This window comes from Gordonia sp. AC31 (assembly GCF_031844505.1).
GTDB lineage: Bacteria > Actinomycetota > Actinomycetes > Mycobacteriales > Mycobacteriaceae > Gordonia > Gordonia hongkongensis.
In genome coordinates this window covers 197,440-215,166 of record NZ_JAUZVK010000002.1, presented here as the reverse complement: position 1 = coordinate 215,166, position 17,727 = coordinate 197,440, and the positions used below count along the sequence as shown (strand labels likewise).

The window sequence follows — 17,727 nt, the reverse complement described above, 5'->3', positions numbered from 1 at the left end:
AAATCAGATTGTGTCTACATCCAACGGGTCCACCGAGGGGGCAGTGTGCCTTTACCAACCACCGCGATCATCGGCGCCGGTATCAGCGGGCTGACCGCCGGCAAGATGCTCACCGACTACGGCGTGCCGTACACCTGCTTCGAGAGTTCGGACCGGGTCGGGGGCAACTGGGCCTTCGGCAACCCGAACGGTCACAGCAGTGCCTACCGGTCGCTGCACATCGACACCTCGAAACACCAGTTGTCGTTCCGCGACTTCCCGATGCCCGACGAGTATCCCGACTTCCCGCACCACACCCAGGTCAAGGCCTACCTGGACTCCTACGCCGAGGCCTTCGACCTCTACTCCTCGATCGAGTTCACCAACGGAATCGAGCATGCGACCCGACTGGACGGGGGCGGCTGGGAACTGGAGACCCAGGGCGGTGAGCGCAGGCGGTTCGACCTGCTGGTGGTGGCGAACGGCCATCACTGGGATCCGCGCTGGCCCGATTTCCCGGGCGAGTTCGACGGAATCGAGATGCACGCCCACCACTACATCGATCCGCGTACCCCGCACGATTTCACGGGTAAGCGCATCCTCGTCGTCGGCCTGGGTAACAGTGCCGCCGACATCGCCGTCGAACTGTCGTCGAAGGCGCTGGACAACAAGCTGACCCTCTCCACGCGGTCGGGAGCGTGGATCGTGCCGAAATACTTCGGGGGCAAGCCCGCCGACAAGTACTACCGGTCGACGCCGTATCTGCCGACGTCGTGGCAGCGCAAGTTCGTCCAGGTCATGCAACCCGTGACCGCCGGCCGGCCGGAGGATTACGGTCTGCCGACACCGAATCACAAGTTCTTTGAGGCACATCCGACGCAGTCGGTGGAACTGCCACTGCGACTGGGCTCGGGCGACGTGACCCCCAAGCCCAACATCAGCCGGTTCGACGGGTCCACGGTCCACTTCGACGACGGGACCGCCGACGACTTCGACATCATCATCTACGCAACGGGTTACAACATCACGTTCCCGTTCTTCGACCCGAACTTCATCAGTGCGCCCGACAATCGGATCGACCTCTACAAGCGCATGTTCTACCCGGGAATCGACGACCTCGTCTTCGCCGGTTTCGCGCAGGCGGTTCCGACGCTGTTTCCCTTCGTGGAATGCCAGGCGCGGCTGATCGGGGCCTACGCCACGGGTCACTACCGGCTCCCGTCGGTACCGGAGATGCGGCAGACGATCGAGGCGGACATGCAGTACTACACCGGACACATGCTCGACCGCCCGCGGCACACGCAGCAACTCGATCACTATCTCTACGAACACAACATGCGGACCAAGGAGATTCCGGCGGGGATCCGGCGGGCCCACCAGCAGGGGCCGCCGACGTGGGCCGGGGTGGCCGACGATCTGGTCTCGAAGGGAGCATCCGCATGACCATTTCAAATGGTGCGACCACCGTACGCTTCCGATCGTCCGACGCCGACTGCGACGCCTGGTTCTTTCCGGGCGCGGAGTCTTCGCCGTTCGAGATCGACGGCAAGCGCCCCGTCGTCGTGATGGCGCACGGTTTCGCGGGGACCAAGGACTCGGGTCTGGCGCCCTATGCGCAACGGTTCGCCGACGCGGGGTTGGCCGTGTTCGCGTTCGACTACCGCGGCTTCGGGCTGTCCGGTGGCGAACCGCGACAGTCGATTTCGCTGGAACGGCAGGCCGACGACTACCGCGCCGCGATCGGCGCCGCCAAGAAACAGCCGGGAGTGGACCCGGAACGGATCATCCTCTGGGGAGTGTCGCAATCCGGCGGGCATGCGCTGACCGTGGCGGCCGACCGGACCGACGTGGCCGCGGTGATCGCGGTGGTGCCACTGGTCAATGGGCTCGCCGCCGGTCGCGTCGCCTACGCCCAGGTCGGCGGGGCGGCGATCGCCCGCTCGACCGCCACGGCAGTGGCCAGTTCGGTGGGTCGACGGCTGGGCCGGGGTCCGAAGATGTTGCGGGTCGTCGGCGAACCCGGCGACGTGGGCGCCGCGCTGACCGCACCAGGGTTTCTGGAGAGCTACCGCGCGATCGCGGGGCCGTCGTGGCGCAACGAGGTCGACGCCTCGGTCGGTCTCGAGATCGGCTCGTTCCGAGTCGACAAGCACGCCGCGCGCGTCGATGCCCCGGTGCTGTTCCAGATCGCCGACTTCGATTCCGCCGCACCGCCGTACGCGGCGTCGAAGACCGCGTTCAAAGCTCACGCCGAAGTGCGCCACTACCCGTGCGACCATTTCGACATCTTCGCGGGCAACGACTTCTTCGAGCTCTGCGTCACGCACGAGATCGGTTTCCTGCGCCGTCATCTGGCATCGAACGCCGACGTTGTGGAAGCGGCTACGCGATGAACCGGGCGGTCGTGATCGGGGGTGCCTCGGGGATCGGACTGGCCACCGTCGACGCGTTCGTCGGCGAGGGGATGCAGGTGGTGGTGGCCGACCGCGACGTCGAACGTGCCGAGCAGGTGGCGGCGACGCGCGACGGGGCGCGGGCGGTGCACATGGACGTGACCGACGAGGACTCGGTCGCAGCGACTTTCGCCGGCATCGGCGACTTCGACACGGTGGTGAACTGTGCCGGACTGTCGAATCCGGGTGCGCTGACCGAACTCGAACTCGATGCCTGGCGCAACACCGTCGACATCTGTCTGACCGGAACGTTCCTCGTGATCAAACACGCCGGCGCCCGGATCGCCGAGGGCGGATCGATCACCTGCATCGCCTCACTCAACGGCCGCCAACCGGGCGCCGGGATGGGGGCGTACTGCGCGTCGAAAGCCGGTGTGCTGATGCTCGTCGAGGTGGCCGCACTCGAACTCGCCGACCGTCGGGTGCGGGTCAACGCGGTGTCGCCGGGGCTTGTGATGACCCCGCTGACCGAGGGCATCGGCTTCGTACCGGGCCTCACCGAGGACTACCTCGACAACACCCCACTGGGCCGGAGCGGAGAACCCGCCGAGATCGCCGACACCGTAGCCTTTCTCGCCTCCGACAAGGCGCGTTGGATCACCGGTGCCGCCTTCGACGTCAACGGCGGTGCGCACCTGAAGCGCTATCCCGACGTGCTCGGCAAGGTGCGGGCGCTGGCCGGCGAGGCCTGACGCTGACGGCCTCCGACGTGGTCAGGCTTTCCGCGGTAGCGGTGCGCCCACCTCGCCCGAGTCGCGGCGGAGGACGCGCAGCGATCCCTCCGCCCGCACCTCGGTGAACTGTCCGGTTTCCAGTGCCTGGCAATAGATCTCGTACGGCGGGCGGCCGCCGTCGGCGGGGTCGGGGAAGACGTCGTGGATGAGCAGGGCCCCGCCGATGCGCACCCACGGCGCCCAGCCGTCGAGGTCGGTCTGCGCCGCCTCCATGCTGTGGCCGCCGTCGATGAAGACGAAATCCGCCGGTCGGCCCCAGACCTTAGCGGCGACGGCCGACGGGGCGAGCAACCCGACGACGGTGTTGTCGAGCCTGGCGTCGAACATGGTGCGGCGGAAGCGTGCCGAGGTGTCGAGCGTCCCGGTGTGTGCGTCGACGAGGGATTCGTCGTGGTACTCCCAACCGGGCTGGTGTTCCTCGGAACCGCGGTGATGGTCGACGGTCACGATGACGGCGTCGTTCGCTTCGCCGGCCGATCCCAGGAAGACGGTGGATTTCCCGCAGTAGGTACCGATCTCCACGCCGACCTTCGTCGAATCAGGTTGGGACAGATATTCTCCGGCGATCTCGAAGAGCGTCTGGGCCTCGTCGAGCGGCATGAATCCGGGTGCCTCGTCCGCGACGCGGAGGCGGTCGGGGGAGGGTGCGTTCGGCGACTGTGCCGCAGGTTGTGACATGGCATCAGATCCTATCGGGTGTGTGACGGTCGCCGCGTAGGGTGAGCCGTATGAAAGCTCAGGTACTCACCGCAGAGACAGGCCCGTCCGGACTCGAGTTGCAGGACGTTCCCGATCCCACCCCGGCCGACGGCCAGGTCGTCGTCGACGTGAAGTCGTGCGGCGTGTGCTTCCCCGACGTGCTGATGAGTCAGGGCAAGTACCAGCTGCGCGTGCCGACGCCGTTCACGCCGGGTACCGAGGTCGCCGGCGTGGTGCGCTCGGCTCCCGAGGGTGCCTCGGTGAAGGTCGGGGACAAGGTGCTCGTGGCGTCGATCGTCGGCGGATTCGCCGAACAGGTCGCGGCCGCGCCCGAACAGCTCCTGCCGCTTCCCGACGGGCTGTCCTTCGAGCAGGGCTCGGCCATGGGCATCAACTACCAGACCGCCTTGTTCGCGCTGAAGACCCGTGCGCACACCCAGCCCGGTGAGGTGGTCGGCGTGCTCGGCGCCGCCGGCGGCGTCGGGACCGCGTCGATCATGGTCGCCAAGGCGATGGGCGCGAAGGTCATCGCCATCGTCCACCGGAAGGGTGCCGAGGACCTGCTGCGCAGCGCCGGGGCCGACGAGATCGTCCAGCTCGAGGAGGGCTGGGGTACCAAGCTCAAGGAGATCGTCCCCAAGGGCGTCGACGTGATGATCGACCCGTCGGGCGGCGAGGTGTTCGACGAGGCACTCCGTCAGGTCGCCCCCGATGGCCGCTACGTCGTGGTGGGCTTCGCGGCCGGTGGCATCCCGACCGTCAAACTCAATCGAGTCCTGTTCCGCAACATCGCCGTCGTCGGGGCCGCGTGGGGCGAGTACGTGCGCACCCATCCGGAACTGAATCTGCCCGCGAAGCTGCACGAAGAGCTGTCGAAGATGATCGCCGACGGGATGGAACCCCAGGTCAACGTGACCTACACGCTGGATCAACTGCCGGAAGCGTTGACCGATCTGGCCGAAGGGCGGATTCTGGGGAAAGCGGTGGTCAAGATCGGCGAGTAGGCCCTCGGCGGGTCGGCCGGTTGCGAGGTCGCATCGCCTTCCGCCCAGCGCGTCCGTCATCGAAGGGATCTGCCATGTGCCGCAACATCACCGAACTCCGCGGACTCGAACCGCCGGCCACCGAGGACGAGATCGAGGCGGCCGCGCGGCAGTACGTGCGCAAGGTGAGTGGAGTTCGCAACCCATCGCCGGCGAATGCGGAGGCCTTCGAGGCCGCGGTGGTCGCCGTGACCGCGGCTACCCGCACGCTGCTCGACGTCTTGCCCGAGCGTCGTCAGCCGCCGAAGACGGTGCCCCCGCTCCGGCGCCCCGAGGTGCAGGCGCGGATTGCCGCTCGGGGCTGAGGAGTCCCACACAGGTTCAGCAGTAGGTATCGCGAGGCGATACCTACTGCTGAACTCGTCCTGAGGTGGTGGAGCCTACGAGCCGGCGGCTTCGTCACTGCCGGTGACGATCATTTCCGCGAAGTCCCACAACAGATTGTCGAAAGCCTCGATTGCGTAGAAGATTGCAGACAGCATGATATTTCCCGCTTTCACTTCGAATTCGACAGTGGACGCAGGCCGCAACAAAGGCGCACGTCGGCGGCCCGTGGGATAGCGGGATGGGTGCCAGATGATCAAGAGGGGGTTGATTTCTGGCGCGGTGAAGAAATGATGTTACAAATCCCGAATCCCTGTATCATTGGTAGCACGCGAATCGTTTTCCGACAAGCAATTGGCAAATTCCGATAGAGAAGTATCGGCGTCGACCCCACGCAAGTGTCCCCGATGATCGGCGTGAGATGGCCAGGCCGACGGTGGCCTCCGCAGCGCGCCTCGCAGGCGCCCCGTGACGACGACGATCCCCAGCTCAACCGGGTTAAACCCACCGGCGAGCAAAAATTTGGGACACCTCCTGCGCGTGGGGATAGTGTCGACATGGTGTCCAACCACCGATCCCATCGCGCCCGACGGGCCGCGCCGCGCGCCGTGCGCGTCGTCGCGCTGGCACTGACGGTCGCCATCGTCGGCCTGCTGACCATCCTCGGCGGACCTGCGCCACGAGCCCAGGCGGCTCCCGCCGACAGCTGTGCGCCCGCTGGACTCGCGTCGGCCTCGGCCGCGCCGGTCAACCTCGCCGCAGCCGATCAGGGCGGTGAGGACCGCTACACCACCAAGTCCACCACGCCGCTCGACCAGATCGACGTGAGTCGTCTCGAGTTGCTGTCGCCCGGCAAGATCTCCGTCGGCACGCTGTCGGACGCCGGACCGAGCATCTGCGTCAACGGCGCGGGCGACTTCACCGGCTTCGACAACGAACTCCTCAAGGCCGTCGCCGTGAAGCTGGGTCTGCAGATCGAGTTCAACGGCACCGAGTTCGCCGGCCTGCTGTCCCAGGTCGCCAACAACCGCTTCGACGTCGGGTCGTCGTCGATCACCACCACCGACGACCGGCGCAAGACCGTCGACTTCACCAACGGCTACGACTTCGGCTACTTCTCACTCGTGGCGCCGACCGACGGGGCGATCAAGGGCTTTGGCGACCTCTCCGACTCGACGCGCATCGCCGTGGTCCAGGGCACCGTCCAGGACGACTACGTCGTCAACACCCTGGGCCTCGACCCGGTGAAGTTTCCGGACTACGCCACCGCCTACGCCAACCTCCGGAGCGGTCAGGTCGACGCCTGGGTCGCACCGTCGCAGCAGGCGGAGGGTGCGGTCCGAGAGGGCGACGGCACCGCGATCGTCGAGAACACCTTCAGCGTCAACAACTTCGTCGCGTGGGCCGTCGGCAAGAACAAGCCGCGGCTCACCGAGGCCCTGAACTCCGGACTCGACGCCATCATCGCCGACGGCACGTATGCCGACCTCTACGTCGACTGGGTGCCGCGCGAGCTACCCGAGGGGTGGAAGCCGGGCAGCAAGGCGGCGCCCGCGCCCGAACTCCCCGACATCGCCGCCATCGCCGCCGAGAACGCGGAGAAGGCGGGCCCGGCCGAGGAGACCGCGCCCAAGAGCACCCTGGAACAGCTCGGCGACACCTTCTTCAATTGGGATCTCTACAAGGAATCGTTCCCGGAGCTGATCAAGACCGGGCTCGTGAACACCTTGATCCTGTCCGTGGTGTCCGGGGCGCTCGGCACCATCCTGGGCATGATCCTGGCGCTCTGCGGCATCTCCCGGTCGCGGTGGCTGCGCTGGCCGGCGCGCGTCTACACCGATATCTTCCGCGGACTGCCCGCCGTCGTCGTCATCCTGATCGTCGGACTCGGTGTGGGCCCGGTGGTCAAGGGCATCACCGGCAACAACCCGTACTGGCTCGGGGCGGTCGCCCTGGCCCTGCTCGCCGCGGCCTACATCGGCGAGATCTTCCGGTCCGGAATCCAGAGCGTCGACGACGGGCAACTCGAGGCCTCGCGGGCCATCGGGTTCAGCTATCGGCAGTCGATGCGTCTGGTGGTGGTGCCGCAGGGCGTGCGGCGGGTGCTCCCGGCGCTGATGAACCAGTTCATCAGCCTGATCAAGGACAGCTCGCTGGTGTACTTCCTCGGGTTGCTGGCCAGCCAGCGGGAATTGTTCGCGGTCGGCCGCGACCTGAACGCGCAGACGGGCAACCTCTCGCCCCTCGTCGCCGCGGGAATCATGTACCTGATCCTCACGATCCCGCTGACGCACCTGGTCAACTACATCGACCGGCGCCTGCGCACCGGACGTCCCACCGACGTCCAGGACGACCCGCTGCCCCCGACCGTCGTCGAGAAGGGATAGGTCCATGCCTGATCTCAACAAGTCCGAGACCGACACCGAGGGCTCCCAGACGCCGGGCTCCCGGACGCCGAGTGCGACCGCCACCCGGACGGCCGTCTCGCTCACCGGCACCGACCTGCACCTGTCCTTCGGCAAGCACCACGTGTTGCGGGGCGTCGACATCCAGGTCGACGCCGGCACCACGACGACGGTCATCGGACCGTCGGGCTCGGGCAAGTCCACTCTCCTGCGAGTGCTGAACCGGCTGCACGAACCCGACCAGGGCGACATCCTGCTCGACGGCCGGTCGGTCCTGAAGGACAACCCGGACGAACTCCGACGCCGGATCGGCATGGTGTTCCAGCACTTCAACCTGTTCCCGCACAAGAGCGTCGTCGACAACGTCGCTCTCGGACCGCGCAAGTTGAAGGGGCTGAGCAGGGACGAGGCCCGCGAGGTCGCGCTCCGTCAGCTCGAGATCGTCGGGCTGACCAACAAGGCCGATGTGCGCCCGGCACGCCTGTCCGGCGGCCAGCAGCAGCGGGTGGCCATCGCCCGTGCGCTCGCCATGACCCCCGAGGTCATGTTCTTCGACGAGGCGACCTCCGCCCTCGACCCGGAACTGGTCAAGGGGATCCTCGCGCTCATGGCCGACCTCGCCAGCGAGGGGATGACCATGGTGGTCGTCACCCACGAGATGGGCTTCGCGCGCAACGTCTCCGACAACGTGCTGTTCATGGATCACGGTGCCGTCGTGGAGACCGGGCGTCCGGAACAGGTCTTCGACGACGCGACGTCGGATCGGCTGCGGGCGTTCCTGTCCCAGGTGCTGTAGGCGCTCGCCCCGGTCAGCCGATCCCGAAGAGCCTGGAGCCGTTGCGGTAGAACACGTCTCGGAGCCACTCGGCCCCGAGGTCGAGGCGGATGATCGCCTCGAGGGCGTGGGTGTAGCCGTAGGGGATGTTCGGGAAGTCGCTGCCGAACAGGATCTTGTCGCCGGCGTCGGCCAGTCGCGGCAGGTAGTCCGACGGGAACGGGGCGTCCTCTTCGGCGAAGTCGGTGAACGCCATCGTGGTGTCCAGGCGCACGTTGGGGTACTCCAACGCGAGGTCGAGGAACGCGGTGTACTCGGGCATCCCCATGTGCGCGACGATCAGCGGCAACGACGGAAACCGGTGCAGCAGTTCGCGGATGGGGTCGGGTCCGGTGTACGTCCCCGGGGCGGGCCCGGAACCGCAGTGGATGATGACCGGAACCTGGGAGTCGGCGATCTGCGACCACACCCCGTCGAGCAGCGAATCCGTCGGGGCGAAGTCGCCGACCTGGATGTGGCATTTGAAGACCTGCGTGCCGGCTTGGATGGCGCGGGAGACGTAGGTGTGGGCGGACTCCTCGGGATAGAACGTCGCCGTGTGCAGGCAGTCGTCGTGGTTGGCGGCGAAGTCGTGCGCCCAGCCGTTCAGCCACTCGGCCATGTTCGGTTTGTGTGGATAGACCAGGGACGAGTAGGCCCGCACCCCGAAGTCGCGCAGGGTGGCGACGCGGACGTCCTCGTCGGCGCGGTAGGTGATCGGCCACTCCCGTCCGACCAACGGCCCGACGGAATCGAAATAAGCCCACACCTTGTCCATCACCGGTCGCGGCATGAAGTGGGTGTGGACGTCGACGATGCCCGGCAGGCCCAGCTCGGCAGAGATCGCGCGCACCTGCCGCGCCTCGTCGGTGCTGAACGGCTCGGGGGCTTCGGGGACGGCACTGTTCACCCGAGTGACCGTACGCCGGTTGCGCGGGCGTCCGCGAGTGCCGTTCAGCCGACCGTGGACACCCCGGGCGCGATCAGCACCTTGCGGTGGTCATTGGGCGCCGAGAGCTCGCGGACGACGCGATCGGTCTCGTCGAGCCCCACGATCCCGCTGACCAGCGTCGACGACCCGATCACGCCCTTGTTCAACTCCGCTGCGGCGGTGTCGAACTCGCGCTTGGTGTAGTAGGAGACGAAGTGCATGGTGATCTCCTTGACGACTCCGGCCACCGGCATGAACGTGTCCGGGCTCAAGCAGACGCCCGCGATGACCACTGTGCCGTGGGTCGCGACCGCGTCGAGGGCGGACGCGATCATCCCCGGCTTGCCCACGCACTCGACGACCACGTCGAAGCCCGATTCGACCTGGGCGGGGAGTTCGTCCGGAGCGCACACCGCGGACGCGCCGAGATCGAGTGCGGCCGCGCGCCTGCCCGGCGACGGGTCCGAACACACGAGTTCGGTGGCCACGCCGCGGGAGAGCCAGTGCAACGCCGCGAGGCCGACGGGACCGGCGCCGAGGACCAGCACCCGGTCGCCGGGCCGGACGGACGCGCGGGTGACGGCGTGCAGACCCACCGCCAGCGGCTCGACCAGCGCGCCGTCGACCGGGTCGATGTCGTCGAGTAGGACACTCTCGGCGGCACCGACCACCGCGAACTCGGCGAGTCCGCCGGGTAGGACGCCGAGTCCGAGGGTGCGCGCAGACGGGCAGCGGGCGACGTCACCGGTGAGACAGGCGCGGCACCGATGGCACCCGATGACCGGCATGGCGGCCACGGCGTCGCCGACCCGGAAGGCGTGGGGGACGTCCGGGTCCGCGGGCCCGATGCCGACGACCTCGCCGGCGAACTCGTGGCCCATGATCGTGCCGGCCGGGAGCAGCGGCGCGGTCGACAGGTCGGAACCGCAGATCCCGTTCGCCGCGACCCGCAGAACGAGTTCGCCGGGCCCCGGTGTCGGATCCGGACGGTGCTCGACGACGAATCCGCCTGGGCCGAACTCTCCTGGGCCGGACTCTCCGGGGCCAAGCTCTCCGGGGGCGGTCACCGCGGCTCGCATCAGCCCGCCGACCAGCGCACCGACGGGACATCGACCGCGGAGCGGGGCACGATGAACACCCCTTCGGCGTCGCAGGTGACCCCGTCGGCGTCGGAGATCGTGCCCCGGACGATGCGTTTGCGTCCGCTGTGCTCGGTCACCGACGCCTGCGCGACCAGTGCGCCCAGGGGCGTCGGTCGCCCGTACCGGACGGTGAGGGTGCCGGTGTAGCACGGCCCCTCGACACTGGCCGCGTTGCCGAGGACGTGATCGAGGACCATCGCGCACACCCCGCCGTGCACCTGACCGGGCGGCCCCTCGTAGGCCGCTCCCAGCGTGAACTCACTGCGGACCCCGTCGGCGTCATGCACGACGTCGAGCGGTGGCGCGAGCGCGTTGCGCACGCCGATGACCGCATTTCCCCAGGCCATTCCGGTGTTCTCGCGCGTGTGTCGCACCCCGAAGGCCCCGTCCATCTGGCTTCTCCGCAAGTCGGCCACCACCTCGGCAATCCGTCGGCGTGCTTCTTCGAGGTCGTCCTCGGCGACCTCGGTGCGGATCACCGCGTCGACGAGGTCCCGGACGGTGTCGGTGAGAGGGGTGTAGACCGCGCGGCGACGCGCGACCTCCGCTTCGGAGATGTCCTCCAGGATGAAGTCCATAAGGCTACCGATCAGTCAGTTGTGGCATGGGTAACGAAGTGTGGCGACGCAAAGTAGAACGTGTTCTAATTTAACCACTAGAACGTGTTCTCATTTTGCGGTTCCGAGGACATCGACCCCGGTCGGACATCTGGCTCCGACCGATCCAGCGGTGATCCGCGCGAACCGCGAAATCGATCCCACAGGAGATGGACCGATGAGTGCCGAGACCTTCGACCTCACCGCACGCGACGAGACCTGGGTGAAGCGGGTGCTGCCCGTGCTCAAGCTCGTGGCCAAGACCTACTTCCGCTCCGAGGTCCGGGGCATGGACAAGGTGCCCGACGGCGGTGCCCTCCTCGTGTCCAACCACTCGGGCGGTCTGATGGCCTTCGACGTCCCGGTGATCAGCGTGGCCTTTGCCGACGAGTTCGGGGCGGACCGGCCGTTGTACACCCTGGCCCACGACCTCATCTTCACCGGATCGGGCAAACAGATCTTCGGAAAGGTCGGGTTCCTGCCGGCTCACCCGAAGAACGCGGTCGCCGCCCTGCGGTCCGGCGCGGCCACCATCGTGTTCCCCGGCGGGGAGTGGGAGGCGCTGCGGCCGAGCAGCCAGAGCGCGACGATCGACTTCCACGGTCGGACCGGGTACATCCGCACCGCACTCGAGGCGGGCGTCCCGATCGTCCCGATCGTCACCATCGGGGGCCAGGAGACGCAGCTGTTCCTCAACCGCGGTGACACGCTGGCCCGGATACTGCGGCTCGACAAGCTGATCCGCACCGACACCGCTCCGTTCGCGCTCGGCTTCCCGTTCGGTCTGACCGCGCACCTCCCGCCGAACATCCCGTTGCCGTCGAAGCTGGTCACCGAGGTTCTCGACCCGATCGACATCACCGCCGAGTTCGGCAACGACCCCGAACACGACGAGGTGGACCAGATGGTCCGCAAACGCATGCAGCACGCACTGGACGACCTCGCCCGCAAGCGCCGATTCCCGGTCATCGGCTGATCACCAGGAGACGACGATGATCTCGCAACTCCGCGATCGCGTCACCACACAGATGTGGCTCGTTCGCACCCTCGTCCGCAGCGGCTTTCTCGGTTCGCTTCGGGTCGATCGCTATGTCCGCATGGGGCTCAACCTCCGTCGGCACGGCGGTGCCTCGCCGGTGAGCGGGATCGGCCTCGCCGCGGCGCGCGATCCCGACGGACTCGCCCTCATCGACGAGGCGGGACAACTCACCTGGCGCGAGCTCGATGCCCGCTGTGACGCGCTCGCCGTCGGTCTGCGCGATCTACCCGGCACGACCGTCGGCACCGTCGCCATCCTTTGCCGCAACCACCGCGGTCTCATCGAGGCGCTCGCCGCGACGTCCCGGCTCGGTGCCGACGCGGTACTCCTCAACACCGGGTTCGCCGGACCCCAGCTCGCCGACGTCCTCGAACGTGAACAGGCAGACGTGCTCATCGCCGACGACGAGTTCGACACCGTCGTCGAGGGCGCGGCGCAACGACTTCCGGAACTGCGGCGCATCCGTGCATGGACGGAGTACGAGTCGTCGCAAGGTGTCACCGTCAACGGACTGATCGGCGCGAATCGCGGCGCGCGACCCGCGCGACCCGCGCGGCCCGATCGTGCCGGCCGGATCGTGTTGCTGACCTCGGGAACCACCGGAACGCCCAAGGGTGCGCGCCGAGGCGGAAGCACCGACGTGGCGTCCCTCGCCGCGATGCTCGACCGGATTCCCTGGCGCGCAGGCGAGTCCATCGTCATCGCGGCCCCGGTCTTCCACGCATGGGGTTTCGGGCAGGTGGCCATCGCGGCGACGATGACGTGCACGATGATCATGCGCCGTCGCTTCGATCCCGTGGCGACGCTCGACATGGTCCGCGACCACGGGGCCACCGGCCTCGCCGTGGTTCCGGTGATGCTCGAACGCATCACGGACCTCCCCGACGACGTCCTCGACGACCACCCGATGCCGACACTGCGCTTCGCCACCGCGAGCGGATCGCGGATGCGCTCCGACGCTCTCGTCGCATTCCTGGACCGGTACGGCGACGTGGTCTACAACAGCTACAACGCCACCGAGGCGGGTCTCATCACCACCGCCACCCCAACCGATCTGCGCACCGCGCCGGAGACCGCCGGGCGGCCGCTCGCGGGTACGAGTGTTCGCATCCTGGACGACGACGACCGCGAGGTCCCCGTCGGCGAGGTCGGGCGCATCGTGGTCGCGAACAACTCCGGGTTCGACGGTTACACCAGCTCGGACACCAGGGCATTCAGCGACGGACACATGGTGTCGGGCGATGTCGGCCGCTTCGACGAGAACGGGCTGCTGTTCGTCGTCGGCCGCGACGACGAGATGATCGTCTCCGGTGGGGAGAACGTGTATCCCCTCGAGGTCGAGTTGGTCATCGGGGCTCTCGACGAGGTGGTCGAGGTCGCGGTGACCGGGGTCGACGACGACAGGTTCGGCCAGCGTCTCGTCGCCCATGTGGTGCGAGCACCGGAGGCCGAGATCGGCGCCGAGGACATCCAGCGGCACGTGCGAGAACAGCTCGCCGGGTTTAAGGTCCCCCGCGACGTCCACTTCCTCGACGAACTGCCGCGCAATGCGACCGGCAAGATCCTCAAACGCGAACTCCCGTCCGCCCCGTCGACCGAACGAAAGGTGAGCTGAATCATGCACGCTGTCAAGCAGATCGACCGCTCCACCGGTGTTCTGGACGCCGAACGGATGTCCGGTCCCGACGCGCTGATGCTGAACATGGAATCGGCGTCGACCCCGATGCACACACTGAAGGTCGCGGTGCTCGACACCTCCCGTCGTGGCCGGCCCCTCGATCTCACCGAGATCGCCGACGTCCTGCCCGACTACCTCGGCATGTTCCCGCGCGCGACCCAGCGGCTCGCGTGGGCTCGCGGACACGGCGCCCGTCCCTTCTGGGTGCACGACAACGACTTCGACGTGCGCCGGCACCTGGACGAGCGTTCCGCCGCCGCACCGGGGGGACGTGCCGAGCTGGACGCGATCCTGTCCGAGCTCGCCGTCCGGCAACTCGATCGGAGTCGGCCGCTCTGGGGACTGACCCTCGTGCACGGTCTCGCCGGTGGGCGGCAGGCGGTCGTCGTCCGCGTCCATCACGCCGTCGCCGACGGTCTCGCCGCACTCAACACGTTCATGGCCGCGACCGCCGGTCCGGATGAGCGGGTCGAGCAGGCGCCGATCTCCGCGACCCGCATCGAGCACGACGACGACGAGCTCACGCGCGCAGCGCGTTCGGAATCCTGGCGTATGGTTCGTCGCCTGCCGTCGGCAGCGTCGGCACTGGCGCGTGCGGTTGTCGCGAAACGCCGGGCCGGCGATGCCGAACTCATCCCGAAACCCCTGACGGTCCGTCGGACGAGTTTCAACGCCCGCAGCGGCGCCGAACGCGTGTGTGCGTCCGGCGACATCCCGCTCGCCGCCGTCCAGCGACTCGCGCTGGCCACCGGAAACACCGTGAACGGGGCTCTGCACGGTGTCATCGCCGGTGCGATCCGGGCGGAACTCATCGCTCGCGGCGAGGAGCCGGGAGTGTCGGTCTCGATCTTCGGGGTATGCAAGGACCTGGCCTCCACCCGTGTGCACGGCAACGAGATCGCCACCGCGATGGCCTATCTCAGGTCGGATCTGGCCGACCCGATCGAGCGGATCGCGGCCACCGGTGAGAGCTGCGCGGCGACTGTTCGATGCCGGCGCGAGGTCGGCTTCGATCTCACCGACGCGCTGGCCACCTACACCGGACGGCTCGGCCCGACCTTCCGCGGTCTGGCCGCGAATCGCGCGCCGCTGGTGATGAACAACATCACCACCGCCAACATGCCGGGTCCGCGCACCACGCGGTGGGTCGGGGACATCGAGGTCGTCGACTGGATCTCGTTCGCGCTGGCCATCGCACCCGCCGACGTCAACCTCACCACCTACAGCTATGCCGGCAGGCTCAGCATGGGCCTCATCGCGACACCGGAGTCGATGCCCGACCCGGCCGGCTTCTTGCGGCGGGTGGCCGACGCGGTCGCCGAGGCCGCCGATGCGCTCGGACGGACGACCGCCGACGAGGACGAGAACAGTACCGCGATGGCGCAGGAGGCGAGTTGATCGACTGGGAGTCGGGAGCAGCACGACTGGGGTTGTTCGCGAAAGTGCTGCCCCGTGCGATCGGCAGTTCGCGTGCGGCCGGCCGCGGGGATCCCGCGACGGGCGTCCCGCCGGCGGACTGCGGTCCGCGGATGGTCGGGGAGACCGCCGTCGACGAGCTGTTCATCGCGGTCAACTCGGTGATCCGGGACATCCCGCCGATCGACTTCGTGGAAGACTGCGTCGACCGATGTGTCGGTGTCGCAGATGAACTGGCTGCCCTCGGTCCGTCGCGAGTCCACCTCGACCCCGGCCCACCCGGCATCGTCTCCCGCAACCGGAAGACCTTCGGGACCACCTCGTTCGATCACATCGACTACTCGGTGGCGGTGCCGCTCCCGGAATCGATCGCCGCGGCCGACCCCTACGCCGACGGGATCGCCTCGGTGCGGGTGCTGTCACGACGACGCGCCGGTCGCCGTTGGTTGATCTGGGTCCACGGGGCGGCTCAGGGTCGGGCCGACGATCTCTACGCGTTCCGCGCGGCCAACCTGTACAACAAGCTCGGTTACGACGTGGTCTTCCCCGTTCTTCCGGCCCACGGCTCGCGGCGAGTCGAGAAGGTGGCCTATCCGGGGTTCGATCCACTGGTCAACACCGTCATCACCATCCGGGCGATCGCCGAGATCCGTTCGCTCATCACGTGGATCGAGAGTCAGGAACCCGCCGACATCGCGATCGCGGGCACGTCGCTCGGCGGACCGATCGCCGCGATGGTCGCCTCGATGGACCCCCGTATCAGCTCGGTGCTCGCCGTCGTGCCGATGCTGCAGATGCATGCCACCCTGGCTCATCACATGGAGCGCGGCGGGTCCAAGGGGCGCCATCTCGCGTCGTTGATGCGGAGCGAGCCGGTTCGTGCGGTCTCGTCGGTCATCAACCCACTGTCCGTGGAGCCGGTTCCGACACCAGAACGCCGCATGGTGGTCGCGGCGCTCAACGACCGGGTGACCTCCGTGACCGCCGCCCAGCAGCTACACAATCACTGGGGTGGGAAAGTCCACTGGTACTCCGGTAGCCATGTCGGACACGCCATCTCGGGCAGTATCCGACAGGCCACCGACGAATTCTTCCGCGCCGCTCCGCCCCCGCGGTCCGACAGCGAACCGGGCCTCCGTTCGCTGATGTGAGGCAGCGCTGACCTCTTCTGCTCCCTAATCCGAAAGAACGCCCTGCCCCTGCTCAGGGAGCAGTAGTTGGGCTCGCACCTCAGGGGGGTGGGTTCGTTTCGCTCGCACCTCACGGGGTGCTGTGATACCCCAGTTCCTCCGCGCGGCGGACCAGTGCCAGGTTGCGTTCCCAGGATGCGTCGACCGGGTCGTCGGGATGGTGTGCCGAGGCCCACGTGCCGTAGACATTGGCCCACACCCCGAACCGGGGCCCGGTCACGAGTTCGCTCCTGTCGCGGGACGCTGCAGCCAGGAGTCGAGTTCGAAGTCTTCTTCGATGCTGCCCTGCTCGACCAGGAAAGCCTTGGTGCCGGTGAGCAATTCGACGGCGCGGGCCGGGAACGGCTCCTCGGAGTAGCCCTCGGGGTTGGCGGCGGCACGGACGGCGGCTTCGGGTGCCTTGGAGTTGCCGAGCTCGAACTGGAGGTACTCCTCCCAGTTCGCCTTCGCGTAGCGGACCGACGACGCGTGCAATTGCTGCCACGTCGCGGCGAAGTCCGGATTCTTCTCCAGGAACTGGTCACTGCTGACCGTCACGCTGGTGCCGGCCAGATCGGGATGGTCCCGGTAGACCGAGTCCACCAGGTGAAATCCCTTGCCTTCGAGGGTCTGCAGCGCCACCGACGGGATGACGCCGGGCAGCGCCGCTCCGTCGATCTCCCCGGAGTTGAGTGGGGCCTCCTGATCGGCGGGATACAGGTGGATCAGGTTGGCGGTGATGCCCTGTTCGGCCAGTGCGCCTTGCAGATAGCGGTCGATGTAGGACCCCTTCGGCACACCGATGTTCTTGCCCGCCAGGTCGGCCAGCGAGCGGATCGACGGGTCTTTGGCCACCACGCCGGCATCGTTGTCGAACTGGTTGATCGACAGCAGGCGGGTTTGTAGTCCCGAGCCGCGGGCGACGAGGGCCGGGGTGTCACCGTAGCTCGCCACGTCGAGGCGTCCGCCGATGAGCGCCTGGTTGAGATCGGGCCCGTTCGGGAAGTTGAAGACCTCGACGTTGTTGACACCGAGCGGGGCGAAGGCCTCGAGCAGTTCGCCTCGACTGTGGGCGAAGCCGACCGGACCGGCGATCACGTTGCTCGAGCCGATGACGCCGATCCGGAGTGTGTCGATGACCTCGCGCTGCGCCGACGACGCGTCGTCGGAACCGCACGCGGCCACCGCTGCGATTGCCACGCCCGCCGACAAGAGGGCGAGGGCGCGTCTGATCCGGCGCAGCGGTGATCCGAAAGATGATGTGGTGGGCATGAGTTCTCTGTTCTGGCGATCTGAAGGGATGAA

General features: G+C 67.7%; 17 protein-coding genes. 11 read left to right on the top strand and 6 right to left on the bottom strand.

The genetic code is table 11. The features are described 5' to 3' along the window. The first annotated feature begins 45 nt into the window (after nucleotides 1-45). From Q9R39_RS03670 to Q9R39_RS03660, 3 genes are read left to right on the top strand one after another with little or no spacing between them, the layout of a single operon-like run. Nucleotides 46-1,422, top strand: coding sequence for an NAD(P)/FAD-dependent oxidoreductase (locus Q9R39_RS03670; protein WP_058252423.1), 1,377 nt, complete (start codon nucleotides 46-48; stop codon nucleotides 1,420-1,422). Continuing rightward, the gene (locus tag Q9R39_RS03665; RefSeq protein ID WP_211538270.1) at nucleotides 1,419-2,372 is read left to right on the top strand and encodes an alpha/beta hydrolase; all 954 of its coding nucleotides are present in this window, start codon (nucleotides 1,419-1,421) and stop codon (nucleotides 2,370-2,372) included. Before Q9R39_RS03670 ends, Q9R39_RS03665 begins: the two co-directional genes overlap by 4 nt. Next, entirely contained in the window at nucleotides 2,369-3,124 is a 756-nt protein-coding gene (locus tag Q9R39_RS03660) for an SDR family NAD(P)-dependent oxidoreductase (protein ID WP_058252421.1), read from the top strand. The genes Q9R39_RS03665 and Q9R39_RS03660 overlap by 4 nt, the downstream gene beginning before the upstream one ends. Nucleotides 3,125-3,145: 21 nt before the next feature. On the opposite strand, the gene Q9R39_RS03655 is transcribed toward Q9R39_RS03660, so the two are convergent. Continuing rightward, complete coding sequence (locus Q9R39_RS03655; protein ID WP_211538271.1) at nucleotides 3,146-3,844, bottom strand: class I SAM-dependent methyltransferase; 699 nt, start codon at nucleotides 3,842-3,844, stop codon at nucleotides 3,146-3,148. Between the two features lie 50 nt (nucleotides 3,845-3,894). On the opposite strand from Q9R39_RS03655, the gene Q9R39_RS03650 reads away from it, so the two are divergent. From Q9R39_RS03650 to Q9R39_RS03635, 4 genes are all read left to right on the top strand, one after another. Continuing rightward, nucleotides 3,895-4,869 (top strand): NADPH:quinone oxidoreductase family protein, encoded by a 975-nt coding sequence (locus tag Q9R39_RS03650; RefSeq protein WP_211538272.1) that lies wholly within the window; start codon nucleotides 3,895-3,897, stop codon nucleotides 4,867-4,869. A gap of 74 nt (nucleotides 4,870-4,943) precedes the next feature. Beyond that, the gene (locus Q9R39_RS03645; protein WP_211538273.1) at nucleotides 4,944-5,213 is read left to right on the top strand and encodes a DUF2277 domain-containing protein; all 270 of its coding nucleotides are present in this window, start codon (nucleotides 4,944-4,946) and stop codon (nucleotides 5,211-5,213) included. 576 nt (nucleotides 5,214-5,789) lie between these two features. Next, nucleotides 5,790-7,619: an ABC transporter substrate-binding protein/permease gene (locus Q9R39_RS03640; RefSeq protein WP_311277120.1), complete on the top strand. Its 1,830-nt coding sequence runs from the start codon at nucleotides 5,790-5,792 to the stop codon at nucleotides 7,617-7,619. Nucleotides 7,620-7,623: 4 nt separating this feature from the next. Beyond that, a complete protein-coding gene (locus Q9R39_RS03635; protein ID WP_058252416.1) occupies nucleotides 7,624-8,433 on the top strand; it encodes an amino acid ABC transporter ATP-binding protein in 810 nt (269 codons plus the stop codon). Between the two features lie 13 nt (nucleotides 8,434-8,446). Here the strand turns inward: Q9R39_RS03635 and Q9R39_RS03630 are convergent, their stop codons facing one another. The 3 genes from Q9R39_RS03630 to Q9R39_RS03620 are packed head-to-tail and all read right to left on the bottom strand — an operon-like array spanning nucleotide 8,447 to nucleotide 11,102. Then, nucleotides 8,447-9,361 carry an amidohydrolase family protein gene (locus tag Q9R39_RS03630; protein WP_058252415.1) on the bottom strand — a complete coding sequence of 305 codons (915 nt, stop codon included), beginning with the start codon at nucleotides 9,359-9,361 and terminating at the stop codon, nucleotides 8,447-8,449. Between the two features lie 44 nt (nucleotides 9,362-9,405). Beyond that, complete coding sequence (locus Q9R39_RS03625) at nucleotides 9,406-10,461, bottom strand: alcohol dehydrogenase catalytic domain-containing protein (RefSeq protein WP_311277119.1); 1,056 nt, start codon at nucleotides 10,459-10,461, stop codon at nucleotides 9,406-9,408. Then, a complete protein-coding gene (locus Q9R39_RS03620; protein ID WP_078114121.1) occupies nucleotides 10,461-11,102 on the bottom strand; it encodes a PaaI family thioesterase in 642 nt (213 codons plus the stop codon). Before Q9R39_RS03620 ends, Q9R39_RS03625 begins: the two co-directional genes overlap by 1 nt. A 196-nt stretch (nucleotides 11,103-11,298) precedes the next feature. Between Q9R39_RS03620 and Q9R39_RS03615 the strand changes: the two genes are divergently transcribed. The 4 genes from Q9R39_RS03615 to Q9R39_RS03600 are packed head-to-tail and all read left to right on the top strand — an operon-like array spanning nucleotide 11,299 to nucleotide 16,404. Then, nucleotides 11,299-12,096: a lysophospholipid acyltransferase family protein gene (locus tag Q9R39_RS03615; RefSeq protein ID WP_311277118.1), complete on the top strand. Its 798-nt coding sequence runs from the start codon at nucleotides 11,299-11,301 to the stop codon at nucleotides 12,094-12,096. A 16-nt stretch (nucleotides 12,097-12,112) separates the two neighbouring features. Continuing rightward, entirely contained in the window at nucleotides 12,113-13,774 is a 1,662-nt protein-coding gene (locus Q9R39_RS03610) for an AMP-binding protein (RefSeq protein WP_311277117.1), read from the top strand. Nucleotides 13,775-13,777: 3 nt separating this feature from the next. After that, nucleotides 13,778-15,235, top strand: a complete 1,458-nt coding sequence (locus Q9R39_RS03605; protein WP_058252411.1) for a wax ester/triacylglycerol synthase domain-containing protein — start codon at nucleotides 13,778-13,780, stop codon at nucleotides 15,233-15,235. Beyond that, nucleotides 15,232-16,404: an alpha/beta hydrolase family protein gene (locus tag Q9R39_RS03600; RefSeq protein WP_311277116.1), complete on the top strand. Its 1,173-nt coding sequence runs from the start codon at nucleotides 15,232-15,234 to the stop codon at nucleotides 16,402-16,404. Before Q9R39_RS03605 ends, Q9R39_RS03600 begins: the two co-directional genes overlap by 4 nt. A 109-nt stretch (nucleotides 16,405-16,513) precedes the next feature. Here the strand turns inward: Q9R39_RS03600 and Q9R39_RS03595 are convergent, their stop codons facing one another. Both Q9R39_RS03595 and Q9R39_RS03590 read right to left on the bottom strand, forming a co-directional pair. Beyond that, complete coding sequence (locus Q9R39_RS03595; protein WP_277242985.1) at nucleotides 16,514-16,663, bottom strand: hypothetical protein; 150 nt, start codon at nucleotides 16,661-16,663, stop codon at nucleotides 16,514-16,516. After that, nucleotides 16,660-17,694 (bottom strand): NrtA/SsuA/CpmA family ABC transporter substrate-binding protein, encoded by a 1,035-nt coding sequence (locus Q9R39_RS03590; RefSeq protein WP_311277115.1) that lies wholly within the window; start codon nucleotides 17,692-17,694, stop codon nucleotides 16,660-16,662. The genes Q9R39_RS03595 and Q9R39_RS03590 overlap by 4 nt, the downstream gene beginning before the upstream one ends. Nucleotides 17,695-17,727 lie beyond the last annotated feature (33 nt).